The following is a 16,975-nucleotide window of genomic DNA, read 5'->3' as shown; positions in this document are numbered from 1 at the left end:
CGACCTTGAAGAACGGAACTCTAAACCTCATGTATGGATTAAGTCTGGGTTAAGATGATCTCAGGTCCTAAGAGAATAGTTACCATGGAGGTGTGTAATGGGTAAGAACTTTATTGGGTTGGATACGGAAAAAACCGCGAAGCTGGCTGAAGCACTCAACGATTTGCTTGCCAATTACCAGATTTTCTACATGAACGTGCGGGGCTATCACTGGAACATCAAAGGCGATAATTTCTTCGAGCTGCACGTGAAATTTGAAGAACTTTATGACGACCTGTTGCTCAAGATTGATGAAATCGCCGAACGGGTTCTCACAATCGGGCACCGTCCTGCCCATGCTTACAGCACCTATATGGCGCTATCCGAGGTGCCTGAGCAGAAAGACGTGTCGGACGGTAAACAGGCTATGGAGAATATTCTTGAAAGTTTCGCCAAGCTGATCGGCAAACAAAGGGCGCTGCTGAGCCTGGCAGGCGATGCCGAGGATGAGGGCACAGTATCCTTGATGAGTGACTACATTTCCCAGCAGGAAAAAACTGTCTGGATGTATCGTAGCTACCTGGGTCAGTAATCCCGCTTCCGAGCATGCTTTGAGCACATGGTGGTGAATTGTCACCACCATGTGCTCTTCATTTTCCCGTCATAATTCTGCCTTTTTTTCTTCCCGATACTGTAATCGTCATGAAGTAGGTTCCCTTGCAACTGAGTTACTTCTCTATGCAAGCAAAGGAACGATTCATGATGCGATCATCTTCGATTTTCCGGCCATCTCTTCTGGCCGTGAGTGTCTCAACCATTCTACTGAGCGGTTGTTTGTCGTCGGACAGTGACAGCAATACGTCGGATGAGGCAACGCCAGCAGTTACCGGGTTAACTCTGGAGTATGTTGGTCGCTACAGCAGTGACGTTTTCGGTGAAAGTGCCGCTGAGATTACCGGCTATGATCCGGCCAGCCGAAGAGCCTTTGTGGTCAATGCTAATGAGGGATCACTTAACGTACTCGATATGAATGATCCATCAGCACCGACGCTATTGGATACCCTGACGGTAGAAGATGTCGCCAGTAATGCTGTGGTTAACAGTGTTGCCGTCCAGGGTGGACTGGTTGCCGTGGCCATTGAGGCGTCACCCAAGACAGAGCCAGGCTATGCCGCCATTTACGACGCTGCAACGCTTTCACTGCGGGGCTTTATAGGGGTAGGTGCCCAGCCGGATATGCTCACATTTACCCCTGACGGAAACCACCTGCTGGTCGCCAATGAAGGTGAGCCCAGCGACAATTACCAGACTGATCCGGAAGGGTCGGTTTCAGTTATTGATGTCAGTGATCCGGATAACCTGCAGGTACGCACGGCGGATTTCACAGCGTTCAATGGCCAGAAAGCCGAGCTGGTTACTGCAGGGATTCGTGTGTTCGGGCCAGGCGCCAGCGTGGCGATGGATCTTGAGCCGGAATACATAACGGTCAGTGACGACAGCGCCACGGCCTGGGCGGCTTTGCAGGAAAACAACGCACTGGCCAAAGTGGACATCGCCACTGCAACCGTAACCGAGATTCTGCCTTTGGGTTATAAGGATCATGGACTTGAAGGTCAGGGACTGGATGCCAGCGACGAAAAATCGGACATTGATATCAAACCCTGGCCAGGCCTTTTGGGTATGTATCATCCTGATGCAATCACCAGCTACAGTGCCGGCGGTGAGACATACATTCTGACCGCCAACGAAGGTGATGCCCGGGCCTGGGGCGAGGACACTGCTGACTATTGGGGGCCTGAAGATCCCGCGTTGCCCGGTTACGGTGGTGACGCAACTCAGGGCTTTGTTGAAGAGCTTCGCTTCAAGCATCTGTTCCATAAAGACGGCTTTGCGCGGCGCCTGGGCGATGACATGCCGCCACAACTCTATGCCTTGGCTAAAGGCGCGCTCCTGAACCCGGAGGTATTTGACGACTGTGGGGCCAGCGCAGGTGATCCTGGCCTTTGCCGTGAAGATGAGCAACTCGGCCGCCTGTCGGTTACCTGGACCATGGGGTACCGCACAGATGACAACGGCGATCCGGTGATGTTCGACAGCAGCGGTACTGAAAGCGTGACGGGCGACCGGCTGATGTACGATCAAGTCTATTCTTTCGGTGCGCGTTCCATGGCGATCTGGACCGCCGATGGCGATCTGGTTTGGGATTCCGGCGATATGATCGAGCAATTCCTGGCCAGCGATGCCTGCTTTGCCGGGTCGGAACGGGATATCTCCTGTGCCGACTTTTTCAACTCCAACCACGATGAGGGCGACGCATTTCTCAATCGCTCTGATAACAAAGGCCCCGAGCCAGAGGCCGTAACTGTGGCGACATTCGGCGATCGTACCTTTGCATTTCTGGGGCTTGAGCGGATGGGCGGCGTCATGGCGTTTGATGTAACCAACCCGGAATCGCCGTCGATTGTGGACTACCTGAATACCCGCGAAGACTGGGTTTCCGACCCGGAAACCAATCTGGCGATTGTGGGTGATCTGGGCATTGAAGACATTACCGTGATTCCGGCGGACCAGTCGCCGACCGGAGATGTGCTGATGCTGACAGGCAATGAAGTGAGTGGCACTACCGCTGTTTACCGTGTGGTGCTGCAAACCGAGGAATAAACTGCCGTTTGTTGGCAGAGTGACAAACCCCGCCTTGTGCGGGGTTTTCTATTTGAAGACCGGTGAGGCTGACAACGCCTTACTGATATACCTGTTTGAGCGCCGGGGTATCCGGATGTGTCTCCAGAGCTGGTACTTCCTGGTGCAGAAACCATTTTTCAGTAACCACTTTGCGCGTAAACCAGTGGGATCGCATAAGGGTGTTAGCCAGTGGCATCCTGATCCACTCCGGTACTTGAAAACCCTCTTCTTTGTCAGATTCCCTATGGCCGAAACGGTCTGCTATAGCATCACCGTAGGCCTGTAGAGAGGTTGCGGAGAAGTCTTGTGCCTGGCTGATCACCTCGGCCGCCAGCAATGCGGATTCGATAGCCGGCCTGATGCCTTCACCGCTCTGCGTATAGGCAAGCCCTGCCGCATCGCCGATCAGCAGCAGCCCATCGTCTACCAGTGCTCGCCCGGCATGGTCATAAAGCAAATATGCGTGACCTTTGAAGCGTCCGGACAGGTTTTCAGGAACCCGTCCTGCGGATTTCATAGCTTCTACAAAATCCTGTAAATGTGCGGTGAGTTTGTGGTTATCTTCTCGTCCGAGGCCAACATTCAGGTAATTGCCTTTGCGAAAGACCCAGGCGTAGCCTTTCAGGTCCTTGCAAAACCAGAGTTCTGGCGTGTCACCCCGGGCTTCGCAGGTTTTTGCCTGTTCCTGCGTCATTTCGAACTCTATTTCTTTGGCTGCCACAACGGTTTCATGGCTTCCCGGACCATCGCCAACCAGCCTGGCGACCGGGCAGAAATGACCTCCGGCTCCTACCAGGAGCGGAGCTGACCAGGCATAATTGATCAGCCAATTGCCGTCTTTGCGGGTAATGCTTTTCACGGGGGTGCCAAGCTTTTTGGGTGTATTTGTGCGTGCCAGCAGATAATCATCAAATTCACATCGCCGTATGCCATAGCTGACGACGCCGCCATGGTCGTTCTCTACCGCCTGTTGCCCCATCATGCCGATCCGGAAGCGCCTTATAGGTTGGAGCGTGCGGCCGTTCCCGTAATCGCGCAAATCAATACCCAGAGTTTCAATAACCGAGGGTGTTACCCAGCCCGCGCAGGTTTTGTCCCGGGGGAAGTCCTGTTTGTCTATCAGCAGAGCGCGTTTGCCACTATCTTCAAGGGCTTTTGCCAGGGTAGAACCCGCCGGGCCAGCTCCAACGATAATCAGGTCGTATGCTTCCATGTCCGGTACCTCAAAAGTTTTCGGGCGCAGCGGGGAAGTTGTACAAATCCTGCCGGGTGGCAGGCAGGTGATTGTTGTTTCCATGGGTGAATACCACCTGAAAAAGCTGCAGCGAGCCGGCCTGGAAGGCAGCGATTGAGCCAGCCAGGTACATACGCCAGGCCCTGGTAAAGTGCTCGTCATACATTTCCGATACGGCTCCTTCCGCTGCATTGAAACGGTCCATCCAGGCACTCAGTGTTCGGGCATAGTGGAGACGGAGGTTTTCTACATCCAGGACGGAAAAGTCACCGTGCTCGCACAGCGTCATAAATTCACCGATACTGGGCGGATAAGCGCCCGGGAAGATACGCTTCTCAATCCAGGCATTCATCAGCATAGGCCGGTTACGACCGATGCTGTGAATAAGTGCCATGCCAGTCGGCTTCAGTGAGCGTTTTATCAGTTCGGATAGCCCGAAATAATTCTCCTTGCCCACATGCTCCAGCATGCCAATTGAGACAAATGCATCGTACTGGCCCTGAATATTGCGATAATCATCCTCAATGTAGTCAATGAGCTTCTCCAGCCCCTGCTTGCGAGCCTGCTTCCGGGCGTACGAGACCTGTTCTCTGGAAATGTTGTAGGCGTGAACCTTCACTCCGTAATTCCTGGCCATGTAACGCGCCAGCCCGCCCCAGCCGCAACCGGCCTCCACCACGGTCATACCGGGCCGGAGCCTGAGTTTTCGGCAGACATGTTCCAGCTTCGCCAGTTGTGCTTGCTCCAGGCTTAGTTCGGGCCGTTCGTAATAGGCACAGGTGTATTGCATTTCGGCGCTGTCGAGCCAGAGCTGATAGAAATCGTTGCCGAGATCATAATGGTGGTGAATGTTATCCCGTGCGTCTGACAGACTGGTGGAGCGGGGAGCGTGGTTGCGCCACAGTGCTTCAAGCCAGCGCGGCCATTTCTGTCTAGCCTGATGAATGGCCCGGTAGAGTGCCTCCATCAAGTCGGGGAGGTCGCCTTCGATACTCAGGCGTCCGGCACTGTATAGATCTCCAAAGGCCAGATTTGGGTTGGTAACCAAGGTGTAAAGTGCCTTGGGGTCGGCCAGGTGTACGGTAAACCTGGCCGGCTGCCCATGAGGCTCAATTACATCGTCGTTCCAAAGTCGGAAGCGAATCGGGGGTGAGCCGGCCATGCGCATCAGTTTGGCAACCAGCCAACGCTCATAGGAATGAGGTGCCCGATCTACGTGGGTGTCCTGTAAGGGTAGATTCAGGATATGGGGTTTTCGGGACTGTTCATTGGCCCTGGTGCTCGTTGCAGGTTTCTGAGCACTCGTTTGGGCACTGTTATGATCCACGGATTCTGCTCCCTTTTTTACCTTAACATTGCTGCTGAGGCTGACGGCTTTGCGTCAGGGCTTATCTCGAATGCGCGTCTGAGAAATGCCGGCTGTCCGTTCAGTATAGAAAATGTTCTGTTTTTGTCAGGTATGCCAGAAACTGAGATAAGTCAGGTTTGGGAAAAGTGCGGATAAAAGAGCGGTAGGGGTAGCGAGGGGAATAACTGCAGCCGGGCCAAATGGCCCGGCTGCATGACACATCAGTAAGAGGAGCTCATACCGAACCATTCAGGGAAAATGACAATCAGAGCCAGTACCAGCATCTGCAGGAATATAAATGGCAGCACCCCTTTATAGATGTCGACCGTTCGAACTTCTGGCGGAGCGACCCCTTTCAGGTAGAACAGGGAGAACCCGAACGGAGGTGTCAGGAAGCTGGTTTGCAGGTTCATGGCGATAAGAATGGCAAACCAGAGCATGTTGATGCCCAGGGCTTCGGCTACCGGCGCCAGAATGGGCACTATGATGAAGGAGATTTCCACGAAATCGATGAAAAAGCCCAGTACCAAAATGACCAGCATGGCGAGGATGATGAAGCCCCACTTTTCGCCAGGAAGTTGCAGCATCCACTCTTCCAGCAGGTAATCGCCACCTGTGTAGCTGAAAACCATGGAAAAAGCGGTGGCGCCGATCAGGATGGCGAACACCATGGCCGTTACTTTAACCGTGTCTTTCGACGCATCCCAAACCATCTGGAACGAGAATTGACGGTATATGATAGCCAGAACAATTGCGCCAATACCCCCGAGGGCAGAAGATTCCGTGGGTGTCGCAATGCCGGTAAAAATGGAACCAAGCACAATGACAATCAGTGCCAAGGGTGGAATGATCGCCAGCAGCGCGTTCATGATTTCCTTTTTACGGGAAATGCTGCTGTCTTCCGGCATGGCCGGAGCGGTCTCGGGTTTGAAACGGGTCATGATCAGGATATAGGCGACGTAAAGCCCTATAAGTACCACGCCCGGCCCGACGGCAGCCTTGAACAGATCCCCCACCGGGAGCCCCAGTACATCACCCAGAATAATCAGAATGATCGATGGTGGAACTATCTGGCCCAGGGTGCCTGCTGCACAGATGGTGCCGGTTGCCAGGCGTTTGTCATACTTGTGGGCCAGCATGACCGGCAGAGAAATCAGGCCCATTGCCACGACACTTGCACCGACAACGCCTGTTGATGCCGCGAGGAGGGCGCCCACCAGAATGGTAGAGATGGCAAGACCGCCTGGCAGTCCGCCAAACAGACGACCCATGGAGGTCAGTAGCTGCTCAGCCAAACGAGTGCGTTGCAGGATAACGCCCATGAAGATGAATAGGGGAACAGCCATCAGAACGGTATTCTGCATAACGCTCATGATGCGATAGGGCATAAAGGCAAACAGGTCCATGCCTTCTGCAAACACGCCGAAAAACAAAGCTACACCGCCAAATGTGAAGGCGACAGGAAAGCCCAGCATCAACATGAAAAGGGCAACCGCGAACATAATCATGCCGATCATGCCAGTCCCCCCCCGCTATGCTCTCCTTCGTAGTGTTTATCGCCAGCCATGACGCGCAGGGCAAAGGTGGCCATATTGACGCCAGCAATGCCGATAAAGACTGCGGTGAAAGGAATCACGGATTTTATGAGCCAACGGTGGGGTAAGCCACCCGGGTCACCGCTGCCTTCGCCCATATTGTAGGAGTCCAGCGCAAAGGCGTAGCCATAAACACCAATCAGATAGGCAAAGGGAACGACAAATGCCAGGGCACCGATCAGATTGATCCAGGCTTTTGCCTTATTGCTCCAGCGAGTATAAAAAACGTCTACCCGAACGTGGCCGTCTGTTCGCAGCGCGTAGGGAATGCCGAGCAGGAAAACTACCGAATACAGGTGCCATTCCATTTCTTGCATACCGATGGACACTTCATTGAACGCGTACCGGGCAACAACGTCATAAAAAACGTTAGCTGCCATCAACAACATTGCGACACAGGCAAGCCAGCCACAGAACATGGACAAGCGCGAGAGGCCCTCGTCCAGCTTTATAATCCACCGCATTCACAATCCTCCGCCCGGGGCTGTCGATTTTGCTACTGCTAAAGACAACAAAGCCGGGATCACATGCAGAGCGATCCCGGCTCCATTACACGGCCTGTATCTTACTCGATTGTGCCCATGGTGTTTAGGTATGCACGCTCAGAAATATCGGTATAAGCGCGGCTCTGCTCCAGGTAGTCCTGTTGCGATTTCACAATCCGTGCTGCCTGCTCGTTGCTTTCGGCAGCTTCTTTCAGGAGCTTCTCGTTGGCATCGTACATGGCCTGGAAAATATCCTGGGGGAACTGCTTGATCTGCACGTTCGGATAATCTTGCTTGATGTTGGCCCAGGCTTCCGCATTGGCGTGCTGTGACATTACCAGCATGTCGTAGGAAGCGGTGCGCATGGCAACACGCATGATTTCCTGCAGGTCAGCCGGTAGCTTTTCCCAGACCTTCTTGTTCACCAGGAACTGAAGCTCTGTAGCAGGCTCGTGCCAGCCGGTGTAGTAATAGTCTGCAATCTGCTGGAAGCCAAGACGCAGGTCCAGAGCCGGACCTACCCACTCAACTGCATCAATGGTGTTGCGCTCAAGCGCTGTATAAAGCTCGCCGGGCGCGATGTTTGTCGGGTTTACGCCTACTTCAGCAAAGACTTCGCCGGCGAAGCCCGGAATGCGCATTTTCAGGCCGTCAAGGTCTTCGAGCGATTTGATTTCCTCGCGGAACCAGCCACCCATCTGAACGCCGGTGTTACCGCCGGGAAACGACAGCATGTTGTGAGGCTCATAAACTTCCTGCATCAGTTCCATGCCGCCGCCATGGTAGAACCAGGCATATTGTTCCATGGCATTCATGCCGAACGGCATGCTGGTGAAGAATAGCGTCTCGGGAACCTTGCCTTTCCAATAGTAAGAGGCGGAGTGGCCCATGTCGTACTGACCGGCTTTTACCATATCAAACACGCCCAGGGGAGCTTTGTGTTTGTTAGCCGAGTCTATACGGATTTTCAGGCGTCCATTGGACATCTTTTCGACGGATTTGGCGAAATTTTTGGTGGTGTCGCCGAAAATCGGAAAGTTAGGCCCCCAGGTTTCTGCCAGCTTGAGGGTGAAGGTGTCTTGAGCGAATGCCTGCGTAGAGGCAAAGGTTGTTGCGACAGCGAGTATGGCCGCAGAGAAAACGGAACGGATCTTCATTGCTCTTGTGTCCTTTTGTCGTTTTTGGTGTCGAGCACGGGCTTTCTTGGAGAAGCCTTACAACTGGTTCACATTAGCAAGTATTGCGAGCCAGTGAAATGAGAAATCGCATACGACATAGGTCGTAGTTGACGTCAGATGTCGTTCATCCTTCCAATCTGGCTGGATAGTCGCATAGCTTCATGCTGTTCAAGCGCCAGCAAGTCTTCCAGAAGGGTTTTTGCTTCCTCGATTTCCGCTTTGCCGATCAGGGAGTCGTAAAGATCCATCACCTGATCATGAAACGCAAAAATTTCCCGGGAAATGTCGTCAAAATCGAGAGTGTTAAAACGCGTATCGCACGACTCACCAACTTTGATTGGTTTGTGATTCAGGTAGTCGTACACACGAGTGTTCAGCGCCTTGGGGTCGGCCTGACTCTCAAACTCTCCAACCGCTTTTGCCAGCAGAGTTTCATGGCGGGAAATGTAATCCAGTAGCGCACTGGCGCGCTCATTACTGTTTTTCTCCGCCGAGGCTTGCAGGCACCTTGCAAGGTGAGAGTGCAGTTGGCGGGTCCAGTCGATCAGGTCCCCGAAAGTTTTTATCTCCATGTCCTAGCTCCATTGGTCAGGTTTTTTAGAGGGCTCCAGTTGTCTTGCAGTTTAGTCGATTGCCTTTGCAGTTGCCTCCAGGGTTTGCGACGTTTCAGTGTGGCTACGCCAGGACCGGAACCTTCGCAATGCAGGTTTTTCAATGCTGTAGTGAACCGCAGAGGCGATAAGTATCGCCATCCCGAGGGCGAGACCGACACCCAGCCAGCCTGGCAGGCCAGCGTTATAGCTCCAGGTAATGACGCCGTAGCCGATGTTCTGATGCACCAGATAAAGGCTGTAGGAAAGGCTTCCCAGCCATAGTAAGGGCTTACTGGCTAACCAGTTGAGTTTACCGGCGACGGCCAGGGCGAATACGGTGAAGCAGCCCAGCACGAACAGACAGTAAGGGAGCTTGTAGGCCAGCAAACCGTGGCCAAGCGCCATTGCCAGCAGTGCCGCATCATTTGCTGCAGGGGCGCCGTATCGGTAGATCCGGTAAATCAACATGCCGCCTATGAATAGCGGGGCGTACTTGACGAACAACAGATCCTTGACCAGAAACTCTATGCCCTCGGGTATCTGATTCCACCATATTACTCCGGCGTAGCTCACCAGCATCCATGTCCAGAATGCCAGGCGCAGTCGAGACCAGTCACGAAGGGTGTAGAACAAGAGCGCCATCCAGGCATAAAAGGTGGCCTCTATCACCAGGCTCCAGTAAGCGCCGTCCACGTGTTCGGCGCCCAGGTACTCGTGCAACAGGGTTGCGTTGAGCAATGCAGTTTCAAGGCTGACGGCGCGGCTCTCTGGACCGAGAAGGTGTACCGACAGGAAGGTAATGGCAATACCGGCCCAGAGAGCAGGTAGCAGCCTCACTCCTCGCGCCAGCCCAAACCAGGTAGCATTGCGGGTGCGCTCAAGGGTCATGAAAATGACGAAACCGCTGAGGATGAAAAACAGGTGTACCCCGTAGCGGCCGAATAGGAGGGTGTCTGTCAGCAATTGTGGCAACTCGAACGAATGACCGAAGAGTTTGTCGTAGTAAGGCAGGTAGTGGAAAAGCACGACCCCAAGGGCAGCGAGGCCCCGCAATGCATCAAGACTGCCTAGTCGTGCTTGGGAGGGGTTCATAGGAAGTTCCGTCAAGATTTTGCTTATAGTAGCCTGCTTTGCCAGCCCGCAATACGGATGGGATATACCATTCGCTTGCCGTAGGTATACCATGTAGTAATACATCGGGCTGTCACAGGGAGAGCGCAATGGCCACGACGTTGGGGATTATCGAGGGCTTCTACGGGCCGGTATGGACCTGGCAGGAGCGAAAACAGCTGGTGCGGGCACTGGCGCCGCATGGTTACGGCTTCTATCTCTATGCGCCCAAGGCGGACACATTTCTGCGCCGCCGCTGGCAGGAACCTCACCCGCCTGCGATGGTTGCAGAGCTATCAGAGTTTGGTCGGTTTTGTCGTCACCAAGGTGTGAGGTTCGGGGTCGGGCTAAGTCCCTTTGAAATCTTTAATCGTTTTGATGATGCTGCCCGTTCCTCGCTTGCCGCAAAACTGGAGTTGCTTGATCGCATTGGCATTGATGAACTCGCTATCCTTTTCGACGATATGCGCGCCGATGCCCCTGCGCTAGCAGAAACCCAGGTCGAGATCATGCACTGGATCCGGGAGCGCACGACGGCCCGCTACCTTTCGGTATGCCCCAGTTATTATTCTGACGATCCAGTGCTCGACCGTGTGTTTGGGGCGCGGCCAGCGGCTTACCTGGAAACCCTTGGTCGCCTTCTGGATCATGATATTCAGGTCTTCTGGACAGGCGAAGAGGTCTGCTCCCGAGAGGTTTCTCCCGGGCACCTCAAGCGTGTTGGCGACCGGTTGGGTCGCAAGCCCGTGCTCTGGGACAACTACCCGGTGAATGACGGTGATCGTATGTCGCAGCATTTGCACTTGCGAGCGTTTACTGGCCGCCCTGCTGCCAACGGCGCTTATCTCTCGGGCCATGGCATCAACCCGGCCTTGCAGCCAACACTCACCATGATCCCGGCAATAACCCTGGCTGAATCGTATCGCCAAGGTACGGAGTATCAATACGGGCAGGCTTTTCAGCAGGCCGCGAAGGAGGTGCTCGGGAGAGAGTTGGCGGCTCAGCTTCATGCCGATCTGCTGGTGTTGCAAGATGCGGGTCTGGGGCGTATCAGCGAGGAAAAACGGCAAAGCTTGATGCGCACGTACGATGCCTTTGACCATCCTGCAGCCAGCGAAATTCTACGCTGGCTGGTAGGTGAGTATCAGGTAACCGACGAAATGGTTCAGACTCAATGAGGCCGTGCTAATAACGCAGACGGTACTACCGTTATTTGCGCAGCGGTACTACTTTAAATAGTACTCAACGGTCGAAACCACCCGAACCGTCTTCACCGGGTGCTGTTGCTCGGAAACCCCCGGAGCCTGATCTCGGGCCAGAATCTGGAATACACCCTGATTGGCCCGGCGCAGATCGCCCAGTTCGGTTTTTGCATCTTCTGCAAACTGGCTGGCGGCTTCTCGCGCGGAGGCCGTGGCTTCGGCGATCATATCGGGCTTGATGTCATTCAGGCCATTAAACAGATAGGTAGGGCCGCTAGGGCCGTAGTCAGAGGACAGCACTACGCCGGAATCGACCAGTTCACTCACGCCCTGTGCGGCCTGGCGGATTTTTTCAATATCTTCGCTGCGTACCATCAGAGTCTGGCTGATGATGAATTTCTGCTCGTTGTTGCTGTCCTGGTAGGGGTTGGCCCGGGTATCGGTCACATCCAGACGCTGTAGCTCCACTGCGCTGTCACTAATGGCTTGCAGCTTCAGGAACGCCATGATGGCATTGCGACTGCTGCGCGCTTTTTCCTGGGCATCGCTGAGGCTGGCCCCAGTCGCAACAAAGCGGATCGGCCACAGGGCCAGATCAGCACTTACTTCACGCTCTGCCACACCTTTTACCGTTACGTAGCGATCACCTGTTCGCAGATCGGTCAGGCCGTCACTGATGAGCGAGGCAGAGATAATGGCGCTGAAACCCAGAATGAGCGCAGCAATCACTTTCATGGAGAATCTCCCTGGCAGGTATCTTCAGTGGGTCGGTGAAATCTCGCAGACATTGCTTTGCGCTCGCGATCTTTATCCAGGAACTCTTCTGGCAGTGGCTGTATAACGTAGAGGAAATCCCCTTTGTTGCGGTTTTCATCTAACGGAGGCATTTCTGCACCCTCTGGCCATATAACTGGCGAAATAACCGCAATTGACAAATCTGGTGCTCGTTGTCTGAGCATGGCGACGGTTCCCAGATGTTCTTCGCTGTGAAACGTGCCGGTGATATGCACAATCTGGTGGCTGGGATGCGCACTATGGCTGGCCAATATGCGGCTTGCCATGGTGTTGTCCCGCAGCAGCTGGGCTTTGTAGGTGTTGTCCAGGCGCTCGCGCATGGCGTCGTCGGCAGCGCCGTGGCTGCTGTTGATCGTGGCCTCGAACTTTTCGCGGTAGGCTGGCGTGTCCATAAACGGATGGTCAGGTAGCGACGCCCGGTCGTGGGTGGCCAGCCTGTCCAGGTAACCCGGCCCTGTTCGGCCAACGCAACGCACAATCGCCGCCGGTGCATTTGCTGCTATCACGGGCAAACTCTGCTGCCGGGCGAACTCCATAAGCGGGCGGTAAGAACCACGATAGTTGTCCCATGCGTTACTGTCTTCCATCATTTCAGTCTCACCGGTTTCACCGCTCAGGTAGGCGTCGACGGCCGCCTGCTTGTCCAGCGTAAACTGTTCCATGGACAGTATCTGCAAAGGCTGCTGTCGATAGAGGGCAGCCTGAATCTGCGACTGCAGAAGATGTGCGGCCTGGTGGCCATGATATTCGCCAATGATGACTACGTCGGTGTCGGCGAGTCTTTGAGAGAGGGTTTCTACACTTAGTTCAGTACCGCTGATTGAGCCGATCAGACGCGCCTCATAGAGAGTTTGAGGCCTGATCAAGGAGTTGTCGTCGCTGGACTTAATCATGGCTGTGCACCCGGCCAGACTGTTTATCAGTACAACTAATACGGCGATAGATAACTTTTTCATGGCGAAATTATATATGATATAGGGCCTCTATTCCTGCAGGTTTTACCAGTCAAGAGGCCAGCATGCCCCATCGCGCTCATCTTTTTTCACTCAGGTTTGCCCACGCTTTCAGGGAAGCCTGCATTGACCAACCCTATAACAGTCGGCGCCTTCTGCGCGATCTCATGGCAGGTCTTACGGTAGGCATTATCGCCATACCTTTGGCCATGGCGCTGGCTATCGCAAGCGGTGTGCCGCCCCAGTACGGGCTTTATACAGCGTTTATTGCCGGTTTTATTATTGCTCTTACGGGGGGCAGTCGCTTCAGTGTTTCCGGGCCCACTGCGGCTTTTGTCGTTATCCTCTATCCCATTGCCCAAACCTACGGGCTTGGTGGCCTGTTGGTGGCTTCGTTGATGTCGGGCGTGTTGTTGGTTCTCATGGCTTTGATGAGGCTGGGTCGCTTCATTGAGTACATTCCTGAGTCTGTCACGCTCGGGTTTACCGGCGGCATTGCGGTTGTTATTGCCACCTTGCAGGTCAAAGACTTTTTTGGGCTGCCTGTTGAGACTATGCCGGAGCACTACTGGGATAAACTGGCCGTGCTGGCGCAAAGTTTCCCGGCGTTCGATTCCATGAGTGCGCTGGTTGCTGCGGTTACCCTCGGTGTCATGCTGCTCTGGCCGCGGTTGAAAACGCCGGTTCCCCCCCATCTTCCTGCAGTTGTGATCGGTAGTCTGCTGGCAATTCTGCTCAATGCAAACGGCGCTGCTGTGGAAACCATCGGTTCCAGGTTCAGCTATTTATTGCCCGGGGGTGGCACCGGCGCTGGTATTCCGCCATTTTTGCCAGAGTTCGCGTGGCCATGGCAGCAAGCAGATGCCAGTGGCCAGGCTATAGGGTTGTCCTGGAACATGGTGCAAGAGCTGTTGCCTGCAGCATTTGCTATTGCGATGCTCGGCGCTATTGAGTCTTTACTCTGTGCCGTCGTGCTGGACGGTATGACGGGTAAGCGCCATAGCGCCAATAGCGAACTTATGGGGCAGGGGCTTGGTAATATTATTGCGCCATTTTTCGGCGGTATTACTGCCACCGCTGCAATCGCCCGTTCCGCGGCCAATTACCGCGCCGGCGCTGAGTCGCCTGTCGCGGCCATGGTGCACGCTGTTGTGGTTTTGCTCGCTCTGGTTTCACTGGCTGGGGTGCTGGCCTACTTGCCTATGCCAGCCATGGCTGCGCTGTTGATCATGGTGGCCTGGGGCATGAGTGAGGCGCCCAAGGCTGTACATCTTTTGAAAACCGCGCCGCGCAGCGATGTGCTGGTTTTTCTGACCTGTTTTTCGCTGACCGTGGCGCTGGATATGGTGATTGCGATTACCACGGGTGTGCTGCTGGCGGCTGTTCTGTTCATGCGTGAAATGGCACAGATGACCAAAGTGACGGATATCACCACGGGCAAACGGATCAGTGGGCAGAATCTACCTGAGGGCTGGCGAGTATTCAAAATCAATGGCCCGCTGTTTTTTGCCGCAGCGGACCGTATTTTTGGCGAGCTTGCTGAGCTGTCCCGAAACGTTGACGGGTTTATCCTGTACATGGATGGCGTTACCGTGCTTGATGCAGGAGGGCTTTCCTCGCTCAGCAAGTTGATTGCCACCTGTGAGAACGATGGTACTCGTATTGTCATCGCGGATCTGCAGTCGCAGCCCCTGCGAACGATTGCGCGCGGTGGGCTCAGGCCCGTGGAAGGGCTGTTGCAATTTACTTCGTCGCTGGGTGAGGCGCTGGCTTTGCCGCTGGCCTCTATGGCTCAGTTGAGTTCAACGCACTCGAAGCCCACCGGACCAACGTAATGAAAAAGACTGCCATGCTGCCTTTCCGCGTCGTCGACCGGGTGAAGTTTATTGTTGAACGTCAGTTGGTGAAAGGCGCTGGCTTTCAGTTGCTGGTAGTGGGCATTTTTATTGGTTTGATTTCTCTGATTGGCGGCTTGTTGGTTGTGCCTCAGGGTGGTGATTTTGATGATCCCGGTTCTGCTGTCTGGTGGGCGTTTCTTCGCCTGACGGATCCCGGTTATCTGGGCGACGACGTCGGAACCTGGCAGCGCTTTGTCTCAACTCTGCTGACCATCAGTGGATATGTTGTGTTTATGGGCACCCTGGTGGCCATCCTCACCCGTTGGTTGATTGCCAAGATGGAGGATCTTGAACGCGGACTTACGCCGGTCATCTTGAAACATCATGTGGTGGTGCTGGGCTGGACCGCACAGACGCTGCCCTTGCTTTCTGAACTTCTGGGCTCCTCTGGTCGCATGCGACGGTTTCTGGAAAAACACGATACCCAGAAACTGAACCTGGTAGTGCTGTCTGAAGAAGCTTCCGCCGAACAGGTTCACGAACTTCGCAATGAGCCCGGTATTGGCAGGCGTGCCCGACAGATTATTCTGCGCTCGGGTTCCGCCATTCAGCCAGAGGCTTTGCATCGGGTTGCCTGTCTTGATGCTGCTGCAGTGATTGTGCCCAGTGCGGTCTATGATGCGAGCAGCCTGATCACCTCGGATGTGGAAACCGTCAAAGCACTTCTGTCGATAGCTGCCCAGGCAAGACAGTATCAGGCGCCTTTGCCCTTTGTGGTGGCAGAGATTCAGGATGTCCGCAAGCTTCCGGTCGTCGGACGAGCTTACCCAGGGCCGATTGAAGTAGTCGCCGGTAACGCCACCATCAGCCGGCTGATGGTGCAGAATGTGTTGCACCCGGGGTTGTCAGAAGTCTACAACGAGTTACTGACGGCGGGTGAGGGCAATGAGATCTATGTTCGGGGTGGCGATTCCATAGCGGGACTTTCTCTGGGGGAGCTTGCGTCCCAGCGCCCCGGCGTGATCGTACTGGGTCTGCTCCGCCCCCATGGGCATGGCTGGGATATACGGTTAGCGGCACCATCGGAAACGCAGATAGAGTCGGAAGACCGTGTTGTGATGATGGCCCGGGGTTACTCGGAAACTGAATCGGACCCGAAATTACCTGTCTTGCCTGAGATCAGCCGTGGCGAAGCGAAGCGCTCTGTTTGCGCGGACAACCTGGAAGGTCGGCGTATTCTATTACTCGGCTGGAACCGCAGAGTCCCCAGCCTGTTAGCCGAGTTCGCCAGTTACGGCCCCGGGCAGCCTGTGCTGGATATTGTCTCCGTTGTGCCCATCACTGAGCGTGAGCATGCCCTCAGCCGATATGCCGCCGGAAAGCCTTTTGAAGGCTATAGCCATATCGAAGCGGACTACATGGTGGAAGATGAACTGCGCCGGATCAATCCAGCCGGTTACGACACTATCCTGTTGCTTAGCAGCGACCGGTTTGCTTCGGGCGAAGAGGCTGATGCACGAACAATGGTCGGCTATCTTCAGCTTGAAGACATACTCGCAGAGGCCCCTCGGCGTCCGCAGCTGATTATGGAGCTGAGCGATCCCGACAACCGCCATCTGCTATACGGACACCAGAGTGAAATGCTCATAAGCCCGATGATTCTCAGCCATGTCTTGGCCCAGGTGGCACTTAGGCGGGAGTTGCGAGTGGTGTTGGAGGAGTTGTTCACGGCCGGAGGCGCAGAAATCCAGTTCCGGGATCCGGGGGATTACCCGCTTCCTGCCAGTGTTGACTTCCAATTGCTGGAACGGACTTTGGCTGGAGAGGGCGAAATAGCACTTGGCGTGTTTCGGAATCAGCCGGACGCAACGGGCAGGCACCTGATGTTGAACCCCCCAAGACGGGCCTTCCTGGACCTTCAGCCTGGGGATCGTCTCGTGGTTCTTTGCGTATCAGACTAAGCACCGGGGCCAGGCTTTGGCC

14 protein-coding genes are annotated in these 16,975 nt (G+C 54.7%); 5 read left to right on the top strand and 9 right to left on the bottom strand.

The window, feature by feature from the left end; translation table 11 throughout:
- Window positions 1–97: 97 nt before the first annotated feature.
- Both Q4501_RS04360 and Q4501_RS04355 read left to right on the top strand, forming a co-directional pair.
- On the top strand, window positions 98–571 hold the full coding sequence (locus tag Q4501_RS04360) for a Dps family protein (RefSeq protein WP_303594527.1): 474 nt from the start codon (window positions 98–100) through the stop codon (window positions 569–571).
- A 167-nt stretch (window positions 572–738) separates the two neighbouring features.
- Window positions 739–2,640, top strand: a complete 1,902-nt coding sequence (locus Q4501_RS04355; protein WP_303594526.1) for a choice-of-anchor I family protein — start codon at window positions 739–741, stop codon at window positions 2,638–2,640.
- Between the two features lie 79 nt (window positions 2,641–2,719).
- Here the strand turns inward: Q4501_RS04355 and Q4501_RS04350 are convergent, their stop codons facing one another.
- The 7 genes from Q4501_RS04350 to Q4501_RS04320 all read right to left on the bottom strand — a co-directional run bounded on the left by Q4501_RS04350 (window position 2,720) and on the right by Q4501_RS04320 (window position 10,186).
- On the bottom strand, window positions 2,720–3,874 hold the full coding sequence (locus Q4501_RS04350) for an NAD(P)/FAD-dependent oxidoreductase (protein WP_303594524.1): 1,155 nt from the start codon (window positions 3,872–3,874) through the stop codon (window positions 2,720–2,722).
- A gap of 10 nt (window positions 3,875–3,884) precedes the next feature.
- Window positions 3,885–5,222 carry a cyclopropane-fatty-acyl-phospholipid synthase family protein gene (locus tag Q4501_RS04345; RefSeq protein ID WP_303594522.1) on the bottom strand — a complete coding sequence of 446 codons (1,338 nt, stop codon included), beginning with the start codon at window positions 5,220–5,222 and terminating at the stop codon, window positions 3,885–3,887.
- A 242-nt stretch (window positions 5,223–5,464) separates the two neighbouring features.
- Window positions 5,465–6,760 (bottom strand): TRAP transporter large permease subunit, encoded by a 1,296-nt coding sequence (locus tag Q4501_RS04340; protein ID WP_303594520.1) that lies wholly within the window; start codon window positions 6,758–6,760, stop codon window positions 5,465–5,467.
- The gene (locus Q4501_RS04335; protein ID WP_303594518.1) at window positions 6,757–7,302 is read right to left on the bottom strand and encodes a TRAP transporter small permease subunit; all 546 of its coding nucleotides are present in this window, start codon (window positions 7,300–7,302) and stop codon (window positions 6,757–6,759) included. The genes Q4501_RS04340 and Q4501_RS04335 overlap by 4 nt, the downstream gene beginning before the upstream one ends.
- A 101-nt stretch (window positions 7,303–7,403) precedes the next feature.
- Window positions 7,404–8,480, bottom strand: a complete 1,077-nt coding sequence (locus tag Q4501_RS04330) for a TRAP transporter substrate-binding protein (RefSeq protein ID WP_303594516.1) — start codon at window positions 8,478–8,480, stop codon at window positions 7,404–7,406.
- 134 nt (window positions 8,481–8,614) lie between these two features.
- Entirely contained in the window at window positions 8,615–9,073 is a 459-nt protein-coding gene (locus Q4501_RS04325) for an ATPase (RefSeq protein ID WP_303594515.1), read from the bottom strand.
- A gap of 51 nt (window positions 9,074–9,124) precedes the next feature.
- A complete protein-coding gene (locus Q4501_RS04320; protein ID WP_303594513.1) occupies window positions 9,125–10,186 on the bottom strand; it encodes an acyltransferase in 1,062 nt (353 codons plus the stop codon).
- A gap of 128 nt (window positions 10,187–10,314) precedes the next feature.
- Between Q4501_RS04320 and Q4501_RS04315 the strand changes: the two genes are divergently transcribed.
- Window positions 10,315–11,382 carry a beta-N-acetylglucosaminidase domain-containing protein gene (locus tag Q4501_RS04315; protein WP_303594511.1) on the top strand — a complete coding sequence of 356 codons (1,068 nt, stop codon included), beginning with the start codon at window positions 10,315–10,317 and terminating at the stop codon, window positions 11,380–11,382.
- A 48-nt stretch (window positions 11,383–11,430) separates the two neighbouring features.
- On the opposite strand, the gene Q4501_RS04310 is transcribed toward Q4501_RS04315, so the two are convergent.
- Both Q4501_RS04310 and Q4501_RS04305 read right to left on the bottom strand, forming a co-directional pair.
- Window positions 11,431–12,141 (bottom strand): SIMPL domain-containing protein, encoded by a 711-nt coding sequence (locus tag Q4501_RS04310; RefSeq protein WP_303594509.1) that lies wholly within the window; start codon window positions 12,139–12,141, stop codon window positions 11,431–11,433.
- Window positions 12,138–13,094 carry a ChaN family lipoprotein gene (locus tag Q4501_RS04305; protein WP_303594506.1) on the bottom strand — a complete coding sequence of 319 codons (957 nt, stop codon included), beginning with the start codon at window positions 13,092–13,094 and terminating at the stop codon, window positions 12,138–12,140. Before Q4501_RS04305 ends, Q4501_RS04310 begins: the two co-directional genes overlap by 4 nt.
- 125 nt (window positions 13,095–13,219) lie before the next feature.
- Between Q4501_RS04305 and dauA the strand changes: the two genes are divergently transcribed.
- Together dauA and Q4501_RS04295 are read left to right on the top strand one after the other, a co-directional pair.
- Window positions 13,220–14,989 (top strand): C4-dicarboxylic acid transporter DauA, encoded by a 1,770-nt coding sequence (gene dauA, locus Q4501_RS04300; protein ID WP_303594504.1) that lies wholly within the window; start codon window positions 13,220–13,222, stop codon window positions 14,987–14,989.
- A gap of 14 nt (window positions 14,990–15,003) precedes the next feature.
- Window positions 15,004–16,953, top strand: a complete 1,950-nt coding sequence (locus tag Q4501_RS04295) for an ion channel DMI1 (protein ID WP_303595456.1) — start codon at window positions 15,004–15,006, stop codon at window positions 16,951–16,953.
- Window positions 16,954–16,975: the final 22 nt, after the last annotated feature.

This window comes from Marinobacter sp. 2_MG-2023, from assembly GCF_030546935.1.
GTDB lineage: Bacteria > Pseudomonadota > Gammaproteobacteria > Pseudomonadales > Oleiphilaceae > Marinobacter.
This window is presented reverse-complemented; position numbering and strand designations above follow the sequence as displayed.